The following is a 12,806-nucleotide window of genomic DNA, read 5'->3' as shown; positions in this document are numbered from 1 at the left end:
TTGCATATCAGGATAGTTAAGAATTTTCGTATCCGCAGTTAACAAAGGACAATTATAAAATCTCGCTGTAGCCACAATAAGTTGTTCCATCTTCAGTTAAAACGACTTCTATCTTGTGAGCATTCATATTTCAACGCAGTAAGCAGGGTTTTCAGTCTGAGTTACACTCTTTGACTCCGACTCAACTAAAGCAATCATATAGCCCAAAACATTAGGGGCAACTTCCTCAAGAACATCTGCTAAAAGCAGAAGAACCTGGGGAGTTTGCCCCTAAATTTTACTTAAACTTACTTTACAAAAGTTTACTTTTTACCAATTCACCAAAATTCAACTTTCTTAATTTTGAATTTTGAATTGATATTACTCAGCTGTAGCGAGTTCAGTGCTACCGCGTGTGCGTTTGCGAGTTAAGGTGTTGAACAACATCACACCAATGGCTTTGATTAAGTTACCTTCTAGTTCTTGGAACATCTTCATGTTCATACCAAAGGCGGCGTTAGCTTCATCAACAATGCGATCGCCTGTGGCATCATCTAAAGGTAGTTCATCTAAAGTTTGACGATATTTAGCTTTAAATGCCTTCTCGTCAGGAATATCTGCAAACTCATAGAAGGCTGTGCCTTCGCCATCACCAAGATTCATTGCTGTCACAGCAATATTCTTGAGAATTTGTCCCCCAGATAAGTCACCCAAGTAACGAGTGTAAGAATGGGCAATTAATAATTCTGGTTCATTAGCAGAGATTTCCCGAATGCGTTTTACATAAGCTTCCCCGGCTGGAGATAACTGGATTTGTTCCCGCCAGTTAGCACCATAGTAATAACTTAAGTCTTGCTCTAAAGTCTGCTTACGGTTGAGTTGGGTAAAGTTAATTTTGGAAACAATTGGATGCTGGCTGTGCTTTTCCATCTCCTCTTCCATCGCCGAGTAGATGTAGTAAAAGTTAGCCACTAACTTGCGGTAAGAGCTTTTCTCTACCACTCCTTTTAAAAAGCATTTGACAAAACCCACGTTTTCCGCCATTGTGTGGGCTTTTTTTGTACCAACACGCAGTTTGTTTGCTAAATTGCTGCTCATACTAAAATTCTCAACTTTAAAGGTGCAACTGCCGGAGTTGTAAATTACAAACGGCTAAAAAATACCACTAAAAAGTTACATTAGAACTATTTGATGAGAATTTATATTAAAAATTCTTAAGCACAAACAACATTCTAGGCAATCAAAAGTGTGTTTGGTAGGGTGCGTTGAAGCAACGCGTAACGCACCGCTATCATATGGTGCGTTAGAGCTAGAATAATTATCCTCACACAACCAAATCCTGAGCTAGCCATAACACAACCTTGTATATTGAGGGAATTAGTAGATCCCAACCTAGGTCAAAATTGATGGTTGGTGCGTGACGCTACCAGTCTTATGACTACCTTCACATTCTTTCGCAGCGTCACACACCCTACGTCTACATCTACATCAAAAATATACCAGTTGCGTAAGCCCTATTTCTAAATTGCGAATTAGGAATTGCTATTAGACATCACCGCAGTAGTTTGTACCAATTAATCGATTATTTTTGTAAACTAAGACTCTGCCATAGCCCTCATCTTGAATAGCAGCATAAAGATAATTGGCGTTTCTAAATCTGTAAACAACTTCTCCATTGCGATTGCGTTGAACTGTTCCACCATTGAGCAACAGATCAGGCCGTCTAAGAGTAGTAGGAATATTATAAGCTGCGTAACGTAACCTACCATTGTTGAGGCGAGAAACTTCAACATATACATTTTTAGCACTACAGCTAAATACGGTTGTATTAGCTAGTGCAGAGGTAGAAAATCCCAGAGTAGCAGTTAATATGGAAGCTGCTCCTGTCGCTGTAGCTAAGACAGTAGAAATGGCTTTTGTATTCATAATGAGTAATTCCTAAAAGCTTGTATTTTTTAGATACAAAATCAAGTTTTCACTTTTCGGAATTTCCCAGAATTAAAACCAGGACTAAAGTCCTTTCTACAAACGTTGAATTATTTAGAGCGTTTGGCTTACTTCGGTATGGCTATATAGTTTTGATTCGCTGTTCTGTAACTAAAGTTAAACTTACCCATTCACCTTTATTGTTATAGCAGCGAACCATGCGTTGGCGTAAATTGGGTTTAATTAACCAACCGGCTTCTAAAATTAACCCTTGGGGTATCTGCATTTTCAGGGGAGAAGTTGCAGAAGCACCATTAGGTAGGAGCAAAACTTGTACCTGTTTTTGGGGATTTTCGTCAAAGAGAATGATACAACCTTTAATAGTGGCTGTTGAGGTAATTGTGGGATGATCTCCAAAACTCAAACTTTGAATTAATCGCCCGTTGTCGTCAAGTTGCAATTTCAGATTTGTTGAGACAGTCTTAGGAGGACTCCAATCAGGATATATTGTTGTAGCCTCACCTTCCCACTCTCCCAACAAGTCATCTATTTGTAGGGGTGGATTCTCTACTGGTTCAGTACCAGCTAAATGTTCACGAATGAGGACAAATTTATCTAGTTGACTATCTTTATTGAATAAGTGAACTAGGCGTAAACGGCGATTTTCATAAATTAATCCTAGTTCTGCGCCAAATTCACCGAATGGTGCAAGCTGAATAGAACCTTGGGAAAATGCTCCATTAGGGAACAATATGGTACTCCAAGGCAAGGAACTGTATTCTAAAACTAAATCGGGTTGTCCTTCCCGACGAACAACCTGATGGATAGTTTGGTTATTGTTTAAAGCTTCCAAGGAAACCACACTTTTAATATCTTCTAAAAGTTCCCCTTGGGGTGAGAAGCGAGTAAATGAACCTTGCCATTCACCGACATTTTTTAATAAATATTCCCATTGAGAGTTCATATAGGATTCATATCCAAACTATGTTAATTTATGTAAAAAATTCACTTCGTAGTAAGGACTTTAGTCCTTTTTGAGAACTAAAGTTCTGACTACAAACCTTTAATAACGAATACGTGGATCAACATAAGCATTGAGAATATCAATCAAAATGCTTGCACTCACGACGATCGCACCAAAAAAGACTAGTACACCCTGCACTGTGGGATAATCACGATCAGAAATGGCTTGATATAACCTATTTGCCAACCCAGGCCAAGAAAATGTCACCTCAGTTAAAATCGCTCCCCCCAGCAAAGAAGCAAAGGTTAAACCCAAAACTGTAATCACTGGAATCAAAGCATTTTTCAAAGCATGGGACACTAAAATTTTATTTTCCGCAATACCTCTAGCTCTAGCAGCTTCTACATAGTCAGCACGGAGAGTTTGTTTTAAATTGACACGGACAATTCTCTCAAAAATTCCACTCAGCAAAATGCCTAAAGTAATGCTGGGGAGAGCTAAATGGTGCAAAGCGGCGAAAAACTGGCTAAAATTCCCCGCTAGTAAGCTATCAATGGTATATAGTCCAGTAATTGCCGATGGTGCAGGAAGATTGGGCGGAAAACGGTTGGAATTAGGAAACCATCCCAATTGTACCGAGAAAATCAATTGTAATAGCATACCAGCCCAAAACATCGGTAAGGCATAGGTAATAATGCCAAATAACCGTCCACCAATATCAAAAGACGTTCCAGGACGAGAAGCTGACAGCGTACCAACCAAAATACCGACAATTAAAGCCACCGCCATACTACATATTGCTAACTCTACCGTCGCCGGAAAATGTTGTCCAATAATATTCCAAACTTCCTGTCCCCGGCTTGTCAAAGATGTACCTAAATCAAACTGAAGCACATGACCCAAGTAATTGAGATACTGTAGCCACAAAGGTAAATCTAAACCTAATTGTCTTCTCAATTCTTCTTTAGCAGCTTCCGGCGCACGTCCTCCCAGAATCGCATCTGCTGGATCTCCTGGTGTAGCTCGTAGTAATAAAAATACAATGGTAATGATAGTTAATAACTGTAATGGTGCTAACAGCAACCGAGAAACAATGTAATATTGTAAAGCTTTAGATCGAGACATATTATTAATTCAAAATTCAAAAAAACAATTTATATAGAAACTAGGTAATCCATAATTACGAATTACGAATTACCTACTTACCTATTTCTTGATGGTTCTATAAATTAAGTTTTGGGTGGGGTCAAGGTTGACATTAGTTACACCTTTTTGAGCAAATACATAGTCTTTGTTTTGCCATAAAGGAACGTAAGGTACATCATTAAGTACTTGGTTTTGGATGTCAGCAAAAATTTTCTCTCTTGCTGCTGGATTTTGTTCTTTGCGTTGCTGGTCGATTAATTTATTCATGGTTTCGCTATAGTAAAACGAACCCTGAGTTTGACTACCACCATCTTCACAACCTTTAGCATCTGAACCTTTTTGGCAGGATAAAAATGGTTGTACATAGTTATCTGGATCTAAAAAGTCGGGATACCAATCTAGTAAAGCGGCGGGATATAAACCTTTAGAAATGTCTTTAAAAAAGGTTGCTCCTTCTACTGTGTTTACTTCTAGTTGTACTATGCCATCCATTTTGGTATCGGCTATAGATTTGAGTGTTTGTGCAGCTAAACTGCGGGTTGGGGAACTAGAAGGATACCAAACGGGAATTTTGACAGGATTTTCTTTCGAGTAACCAGCAGCCGTTAACAATTGTTTGGCTTTTTCAAAGTTACCATCGCCATATTTGTCTTTAAATAATGGCTGAGAAACATTGAATGTAGTGGGAATCATACTATAAAGCGGATCAGCTTGACCGTACAAAACCCGTTCATTTAATAGTGGACGGTCAATTATAGCAGCGATCGCCTGTCTAACTTCTGGTTTATCTAGTGGTTTTTGATTACGATTCAAAACCATATAACTCACTACACTACCTTGAGCCGTAATCGCTTGCCAATCTCCTTTTTTGCCGCCAGCTTCTAGGCTGCGAATTTGATCTGGTTGTAATGACAAGTAGGCGACATCTACAGCACCTGTACGGAAGGCGTTAAACAAGTTAACCGGACTCGTCTGAATTTGAACGTTAATTCCTTGATTTGCTGGTTTTTCTCCCCAATACTTGTCAAATACATCAAGTCTGAGAGAATCTGTACCATACTGCGCCATTTTATAAGGGCCAGTGCCGACAAAAATATCTGGTTTAAATTTCCCCGCACCAATTTCATAAGCAGTTGGCGAAACAGCACACACCCCAGAAAACGCCAGCAAGGAAGGAAAAGCCGCAAAAGGTTTTTTCAGCTTCACTGTTAACTCATAGTCCCCTGTAGCCGCTACTGAGTCTACTGTATCCGCTAGTAAGAAAGAAGGTTTACCCTTATTTTCGATAAATCGTTTGATACTAAACTCCATTGCTTTGGCGTTAAAGGGTGTGCCATCGTGAAACACCACACCTTGCCGGATAGGGATAGTATACGTTAGACCATCTGCACTGACTTTTGGTAAAGCTGTCGCCAGTTGTGGTTTAATTTCTGTACTCCCTGGTTCATAAGTATAGAGGCGATCGCTCATATTGAACACTAAACCCAAAGAGGCTAACTCATAGGCATCGGCAGGATCTAAGGTTCTTGGCTTGGCAGTTGTCCCGATAGTAATACGTCCATCCCCAGCCGTTGTATTACCCCCAGTCGTAGATGTAGTATTTACCTGTTGCCTGGGTGTACAGGCGATCGCTAAAAGTAAGCATAAACAAAACAAAGATAGAAATTTCGTCACCCTTCCCCATCTTTGCCCTAATATCGAAAACCTAGTCATAGCATTTCAGATGTGTCAAATTAGCCAGTAATCATACTATATGTATGGTAATAGTCACCAACTTTTTACCCGAGAAGATCAGATACTGGGGAATGGAAACTCGGTACTGGGAATCAAGTATTGTTTTTTGCAAATCATTAAATATTCAATAAAAAAGATATTAATTAACTTTGTTAACCTGCTGTAGTCAATACAATAGTGAACATTGAAATTAGTTATCAGGAGTATGGTAGGGCATTGACACCAAATGTTAAAGTTTACGCTTTGTTACATTTATCAAGCCATCTGCGATAATTTTTCACCAAATCTACCCCAGGAATAAATTTACGGCATAGCTCAAATTTTTCTTGTGTAATCAGTTCGCTAAAGGGATAAATACTCAATCAAGTTTCTTGAAAATACTCATGATGGCTTGAGTAGCAAATTTCATGTTTATACATCATGAAATCGCCATAATTACCAGTGAATAAACAGTAAATTATCAAGTCTAAATAGTGAGATTAAAATCATGAAGTATTTCTTTTTGTCTGAGGGATGGACTGTTGGCAGAGTTTGGGCATCTGATGGACTATGGCAAATCACCGCATGGCGCAGACCACCAGAGATTCAAAGATTGAATATTTGCTTAGTAGAAAGCCAGGAATTGATGTGGCTTTATCGCATTGAAGAAGCTGTATTAACTGTAGAAGTCAAGCCTAGTTCATCAGAATTTGTAAATAAAACTATTGGTCAAGTAGTGCTAAAGCGGTTAATGACAGCCGAACAAGTGATTGAACGCCTATGTACCGCAGAAGCTAGGTGTCAATTGCAGAATATTCAATTAGTTGTTTAGACAAGGTAGACAGGGGAGACAAGGTAGACAGGGGAGACAAGGTAGACAAGGTAGATGTTATCCCAATGCCCCATGCCCAATGCCCCATTCCCCATTCCCCATTCCCCATGCCCAATGCCCCATTCCCCATTCCCCATATGTAAATATTTCTAAACATCCACCAAATATCTTTTAAGGGCGATTCCTGGCAAGATGAATCTAGTAGACCAGATGAGCGCATCTATTTACACGCTTGCAAACAGTTCCATCAATAGTTACACTTTTTAAAACATTCTCATTTTTACTTAGCGATCGCTACCCTCCGAGATCATCTCTCTAAAGTGTGTCGGCGTTGCTAAAAAAGTCCCTCTCTGGCTTAAAATGCTCAGATATGGAAGTGTTCAAGCTCTGGCAATAAAAAAATTCAGAGAAGTCCAAGGTTAGGCTTCTAACCTTAGAACCTTAAGTAAGAAAATTGTTTTGTAAACACAACTCATCGAGGAGGAGCGTAGTCGATGGGACTACCCTGGTACCGAGTACATACAGTCGTTCTGAATGATCCAGGGCGGCTAATTTCTGTACACTTGATGCACACAGCTTTGGTGGCAGGCTGGGCTGGTTCAATGGCATTGTACGAACTAGCCACTTATGACCCCAGCGATCCTGTTCTCAACCCGATGTGGCGGCAAGGGATGTTCGTGCTACCCTTCATGTCACGTCTAGGCGTTACCGAATCTTGGGGCGGTTGGAGTGTCACTGGTGCTTCAGCAGTTGATCCTGGTTTCTGGTCATTTGAAGGCGTTGCGGCAGCTCATATTGTCCTGTCTGGTTTATTGTTCCTAGCTGCTGTTTGGCACTGGGTTTATTGGGATTTGGAACTCTTTAGAGATCCCCGCACTGGTGAACCTGCTCTTGACTTGCCAAAAATGTTTGGCATTCACCTGTTCTTATCTGGTTTACTTTGTTTCGGTTTTGGTGCTTTCCACTTAACAGGTCTATTTGGCCCTGGTATGTGGATTTCTGACCCCTATGGGATCACTGGTAGCGTCCAGCCAGTCGCACCGGAATGGGGGCCAGCCGGGTTTAACCCCTTTAACCCCGGTGGTGTAGTGGCGCACCACATTGCTGCCGGTGTAGTTGGTATTATTGCGGGTTTATTCCACCTCACTGTTAGACCACCGGAACGGCTCTACAAAGCCCTGCGGATGGGTAATATTGAAACTGTACTCTCTAGCAGTATTGCAGCAGTATTCTTCGCAGCTTTCGTAGTTGCTGGTACGATGTGGTACGGTAACGCTACCACCCCTATCGAACTGTTTGGCCCCACCCGTTATCAGTGGGATCAAGGTTATTTCCATCAAGAAATTGAGCGTCGCGTCCAAAATAGCGTTGCTCAAGGTGCAAGTTTGTCGGAAGCTTGGTCACAAATTCCAGAAAAACTGGCTTTCTATGATTATGTAGGTAATAGCCCCGCTAAAGGCGGTCTATTCCGTACAGGGCCAATGGTCAAAGGTGATGGTATTGCCCAATCTTGGCAAGGTCATGCTGTCTTCACAGATGCTGAAGGTCGTGAACTAACTGTACGTCGTCTGCCTAACTTCTTTGAAACCTTCCCAGTAATTTTGACCGATGCTGATGGTGTTGTCCGCGCTGACATCCCATTCCGTCGGGCAGAATCAAAGTATAGCTTTGAACAAACAGGTGTAACTGTTAGCTTCTACGGTGGTGATCTTGACGGTAAGACCTTTACAGATCCTGCCGATGTTAAGAAATATGCTCGTAAGGCTCAAGGCGGCGAAATCTTTGAATTTGACCGCGAAACCTTGAACTCTGATGGTGTATTCCGCACATCTCCTAGAGGTTGGTTCACCTTTGGACACGCTGTCTTTGCTCTGTTGTTCTTCTTCGGACATCTCTGGCACGGCTCTCGGACAATCTACAGAGACGTATTTGCTGGTGTAGAAGCGGATCTAGAAGAGCAAGTCGAATGGGGTCTATTCCAGAAAGTGGGTGACAAGACAACCCGCCGGAAAGAAGCCCTCTAATTTTAGGGACTGGCGGATGAGGACTAGGGATGTATACCTAAGACCTTATCCCCATCCCCAATACCTTAATTACTAACTGGATAGGCAGGAGCTTTTGATATGGAAAGCGTTGCATACATTTTAATTTTGACTCTGGCGATTGGTGTTCTTTTCTTTGCGATCGCATTCCGCGAACCCCCCCGCATTCAGAAAAAAGAAGAAAAATAGGTAGTTAATACCAAATTTGTCAAAATGACATCAAACTTTTATCCGTTGCTTCCACAAGAAACAACGGATATTTTTGTATAAAAAACTCCAGCCACAAGGGGATGGAGTTTTTGGGCATTGGGAATTGGGCATGGGAAAGAAAATACCAATGCCCTATGCCCTATGCCCTATGCCCCAAGCGGCGGGGCGGCTATCCCTCTCCACCCACAAGGGGATGGAGTTTCCCGCCGCTTTCAATGAATTTTTTCAAAGTTCAGATCCACCCAAAACCCTTATGTAGAAAGATGATGGATTGCGTCTTAAAAATCTAAAAATTTCACATATCGATATGATATAATTCTCTTTCTGGGAGTTGATATGTGTTAACACTAGCTTTTCTAAGCTAGGATTGAAAGATATAGTTGTAAACTGCCTCCAAGACAGTTGCATAGATTATCGCTATTATGGCATAACCTTTACGGAGACTAGAACCAGGAACAAATCAGCATGGTCAATCAGAACTTAACCGCTACAGAAATTGGATTTACTCACGAAGATTTTGCAGCCCTCCTCGATAAGTACGATTATCATTTTAGCCCCGGAGATATCGTACCAGGTACAGTTTTTAGTATAGAACCGCGTGGCGCTCTGATTGACATTGGTGCTAAAACAGCAGCATATATACCTATACAAGAAATGTCTATAAACCGGGTCGATGCCCCGGAAGAAGTATTACAATCCAACGAAACCAGAGAATTTTTCATCCTCACCGATGAAAACGAAGATGGACAGCTAACCCTTTCCATCCGCCGGATTGAATATATGCGTGCTTGGGAGCGCGTAAGACAGCTACAAGCAGAAGATGCAACCGTCCGTTCTGGTGTGTTTGCTACCAACCGGGGTGGAGCATTGGTGAGAATTGAAGGATTACGTGGTTTTATTCCCGGTTCTCACATCAGCACCCGCAAACCTAAAGAAGACTTGGTAGGGGAAGAACTACCTTTAAAATTTTTAGAAGTAGATGAAGAACGTAACCGCCTAGTTCTATCTCATCGTCGGGCGTTAGTTGAACGGAAGATGAACCGCCTAGAAGTGGGCGAAGTAGTTATCGGTACAGTGCGCGGTATCAAGCCTTACGGTGCGTTTATCGATATCGGCGGTGTCAGTGGTTTGTTACACATCTCCGAAATTTCTCACGAGCATATTGATACACCCCACAGTGTATTCAATGTCAATGATGAAGTTAAAGTGATGATCATTGACTTGGATGCAGAAAGAGGCAGAATTTCTCTATCTACCAAACAGCTAGAACCAGAACCCGGTGACATGATTAAAAACCGTGATTTGGTTTATGATAAAGCCGAAGAAATGGCTGCTAAGTATCGAGAACAGATGCTAGCTAAACAGCAAGGTATTACTCTACCTACAGAAACTGTAGAAACTGTGGGTGAAGTTGAGGAAGAAATTCCACCCGCCACCGAAGATGTAGTTGAAACTGAAACTGAAACTGAAACTACTGAAAGTACTGAAAGTACTGAAAGTACAGTGGCAGAAGAAATACCAGCAGCTATTGAAGAATAAGATTAATGCAATTGTAGTTTTACAAGTGTTACAAAATTTTGACAAGAGGGATTTTCCCTCTTTTTTTATTTGCAATTTATTATTTATGAGGTTGGAGTATTTTGGCAACCATTCAATGTAGAAACATCAAGTTTCCTAATATTCAAGGAATTTTCTTTGATAAAAATGGTACTTTAGAAGACTCAGAAGTTTATTTGCGATCGCTCGGACAAAAAGCAGCCCGATTAATAGATGCTCAAATCCCTGGTATTGGCGAACCCTTATTAATGGCCTTTGGGATTAATGGTGATATGCTTGACCATGCCGGCTTAATGGCTGTAGCTAGCCGTCGAGAAACAGAAGTAGCCGCCGCCGCCTATATTGCCGAAACTGGGAGAGGGTGGTTTGAATCCTTGAAAATAGCTCGTCAATCTTTAGATGAAGCCGAAAAATATGTAAATCAAACTCCTGCACCTCTATTTCCCGGCACTTTAGAAGTTTTGCAGTCCCTTTCTACAGCCGGAATCAAACTAGGTATTCTTTCGGCAGCCACAACAGCAGAAGTGAGAGACTTTGTAGCACGATATCAATTAAGTGATTACATCCAAGCACAAATCGGTGTAGATGATGGACTAAGTAAACCAGATCCCGCATTATTTATCCATGCTTGTCAAGTCTTAGGTGTAGAACCAAACGCTACTTTAATGGTAGGTGATTCTGTAGGAGATATGAGAATGGCGCATCATGCCAAAGCCGCAGGTTGTATTGGTATTAGTTGGGTAGGTAAATTCGATAATGTTCAAGGTGCTGATGTAGTAATTAACAAACTAAATGAAATTCAAATTGTCGGCTGATTGATTTTGTTATCGCCCATGCTTGATAGGTGTAGGGGTGTAGGGGTGTAGGGGTAGGCTGTTGACTCTGTACCTTTTTTGGGATTTTGTCCATGCAAAAAATGTGCGTAGTTACAATGGCTGAAACTGTGTTTTGAGAAGGCTTTGAGGCACAAATTAAACATCGCGTACAAAATTACTAAAAACCGCCCAAATTTCAACAAAGTCAACAGCCTAGTGTAGGGGTGTAGGGGTGTAGGGGTGTAGGGGTGTAGGGGAGACAAGGGAGCAGGGGAGCAGGGGGCAGGGGGAGCAGGGGGAGAAAAATACAATGCCCAATGCCCAATGCCCAATGCCCAATGCCCCATGCCCCATGCCCTAATATTTTTGAATTTTGTAGGCGCAAGCCTTCCCGTAGGGTATTTTGAATTTTGAATTGATACGCCCCCTGCCTTATCCCAACAATAATTAGCAACTGCTATAGTTGTGAACCTGAACAATCAAATAAATGTAAGCCCAAACGCTGGGATAGTTCCTCACAGACTTTTACCCCCCTGACGCTGTTACCACGATTATCTAAGGGTGGTGAGAACACTGCAATTCCCATCTGATGAGGAACAACCGCCATAATACCGCCACAGACACCACTTTTGGCAGGGATGCCAACTTTGTAAGCCCACTCACCTGCAAAGTTATACATCCCACAGGTGTACATGACACTGAGAATATCTTTGATGTAACGTTTATCTACGGCTTGTTCCCCTGTAATTGGGTTTGTACCTCTGTTGGCTAACGTTGCTGCCATCACCGCTAAGTCATGGCAGTTCATCATCACAGCGCATTGTTGAAAATAGAGGTCTAACGCTTCTTCAATATTTTGGTCAATCATGCCAAAATTAAGCATGAGATGCGCCATTGCGCGGTTACGATGTCCGGTGCTACGTTCAGAAGTAAATACGGAAATATCCACAAATACATCATGACCAATGTAGCGTCGGAACATATCTAGTAAGCGGTTGAGGCGTTCTGTTGCCCCTGATCCTTTGATTAAACTGGTAGTGGCGATCGCTCCAGCATTTACCATTGGGTTATAGGGTCGCTTTGATTGCTCATCCAAGATAATGGCGTTAAATGCGTCCCCCGTTGGTTCTACTCCCACTCTAGTCAAGACATAATCCCGTCCATGATCTTCCAACGCCAGTCCATAGGCAAATACTTTGGAAATTGATTGGATTGTAAATAGCTGTTGGTAATCCCCAACTTCGTACACCTCTCCGTCTACCGTCACAATACAAATACTAAATAAATCTGGGTTGACTTTTGCTAGTTCTGGAATATAGTTTGCTAATGTTCCTGCTGTCAGTGACTGGTATTTCAGATGCAGTTCATTAATCACCTTCAACAGTGGAGAGGAATTTATTTCTATATTTTCTGAGTTTACTGGCTTGGACATGAGGCTAATAGCTTGATTTTTAAAATCTGAATTAATCAACTGACTTAAAATTTACTGTTTCAAAGTAACTTTTAATACAAGGCAAAAATACTCTACACACTTTTGAGAATAATTTTTGATTTTTTTTCTAATTGGGTTATGACAATGTAATCAAACATCGGCTACAGTAAATAGCAATTTTTTTTACTCA

13 protein-coding genes are annotated in these 12,806 nt (G+C 41.3%); 7 read left to right on the top strand and 6 right to left on the bottom strand.

The window, feature by feature from the left end; all coding sequences use genetic code 11:
- Positions 1-360 precede the first annotated feature (360 nt).
- From ACPZ3T_RS27260 to ACPZ3T_RS27240, 5 genes are all read right to left on the bottom strand, one after another.
- The gene (locus ACPZ3T_RS27260) at positions 361-1,077 is read right to left on the bottom strand and encodes a biliverdin-producing heme oxygenase (RefSeq protein WP_490272554.1); all 717 of its coding nucleotides are present in this window, start codon (positions 1,075-1,077) and stop codon (positions 361-363) included.
- Positions 1,078-1,524: 447 nt separating this feature from the next.
- Complete coding sequence (locus ACPZ3T_RS27255; protein WP_490272553.1) at positions 1,525-1,905, bottom strand: hypothetical protein; 381 nt, start codon at positions 1,903-1,905, stop codon at positions 1,525-1,527.
- A 142-nt stretch (positions 1,906-2,047) separates the two neighbouring features.
- Positions 2,048-2,869, bottom strand: coding sequence for a DUF3598 family protein (locus tag ACPZ3T_RS27250; RefSeq protein WP_490272552.1), 822 nt, complete (start codon positions 2,867-2,869; stop codon positions 2,048-2,050).
- 99 nt (positions 2,870-2,968) lie between these two features.
- On the bottom strand, positions 2,969-3,994 hold the full coding sequence (locus ACPZ3T_RS27245) for an ABC transporter permease (protein WP_490272551.1): 1,026 nt from the start codon (positions 3,992-3,994) through the stop codon (positions 2,969-2,971).
- Between the two features lie 81 nt (positions 3,995-4,075).
- Complete coding sequence (locus ACPZ3T_RS27240; RefSeq protein ID WP_490272550.1) at positions 4,076-5,728, bottom strand: ABC transporter substrate-binding protein; 1,653 nt, start codon at positions 5,726-5,728, stop codon at positions 4,076-4,078.
- 508 nt (positions 5,729-6,236) lie between these two features.
- Between ACPZ3T_RS27240 and ACPZ3T_RS27235 the strand changes: the two genes are divergently transcribed.
- From ACPZ3T_RS27235 to ACPZ3T_RS27205, 7 genes are all read left to right on the top strand, one after another.
- Positions 6,237-6,560, top strand: a complete 324-nt coding sequence (locus ACPZ3T_RS27235; RefSeq protein ID WP_490272549.1) for a hypothetical protein — start codon at positions 6,237-6,239, stop codon at positions 6,558-6,560.
- Positions 6,553-6,735 (top strand): hypothetical protein, encoded by a 183-nt coding sequence (locus ACPZ3T_RS27230; RefSeq protein ID WP_490272548.1) that lies wholly within the window; start codon positions 6,553-6,555, stop codon positions 6,733-6,735. The genes ACPZ3T_RS27235 and ACPZ3T_RS27230 overlap by 8 nt, the downstream gene beginning before the upstream one ends.
- Before the next feature lie 319 nt (positions 6,736-7,054).
- Positions 7,055-8,584, top strand: coding sequence for a photosystem II chlorophyll-binding protein CP47 (psbB, locus tag ACPZ3T_RS27225; protein WP_490272547.1), 1,530 nt, complete (start codon positions 7,055-7,057; stop codon positions 8,582-8,584).
- Positions 8,585-8,683: 99 nt separating this feature from the next.
- On the top strand, positions 8,684-8,791 hold the full coding sequence (locus ACPZ3T_RS27220; protein ID WP_015141482.1) for a photosystem II reaction center protein T: 108 nt from the start codon (positions 8,684-8,686) through the stop codon (positions 8,789-8,791).
- 130 nt (positions 8,792-8,921) lie between these two features.
- A complete protein-coding gene (locus tag ACPZ3T_RS27215) occupies positions 8,922-9,071 on the top strand; it encodes a hypothetical protein (RefSeq protein ID WP_490272546.1) in 150 nt (49 codons plus the stop codon).
- A 206-nt stretch (positions 9,072-9,277) separates the two neighbouring features.
- Complete coding sequence (locus ACPZ3T_RS27210; RefSeq protein ID WP_490272545.1) at positions 9,278-10,351, top strand: 30S ribosomal protein S1; 1,074 nt, start codon at positions 9,278-9,280, stop codon at positions 10,349-10,351.
- Between the two features lie 101 nt (positions 10,352-10,452).
- On the top strand, positions 10,453-11,184 hold the full coding sequence (locus ACPZ3T_RS27205; RefSeq protein WP_490272544.1) for an HAD family hydrolase: 732 nt from the start codon (positions 10,453-10,455) through the stop codon (positions 11,182-11,184).
- A 457-nt stretch (positions 11,185-11,641) separates the two neighbouring features.
- On the opposite strand, the gene glsA is transcribed toward ACPZ3T_RS27205, so the two are convergent.
- Complete coding sequence (glsA, locus tag ACPZ3T_RS27200; protein ID WP_490272543.1) at positions 11,642-12,616, bottom strand: glutaminase A; 975 nt, start codon at positions 12,614-12,616, stop codon at positions 11,642-11,644.
- Positions 12,617-12,806: the final 190 nt, after the last annotated feature.

It is taken from the genome of Aliinostoc maniaoense (genome assembly GCF_058172895.1).
The sequence above is the reverse complement of the archived record's forward strand: the minus strand, read 5'-3'. Positions and strand labels throughout refer to the sequence as shown.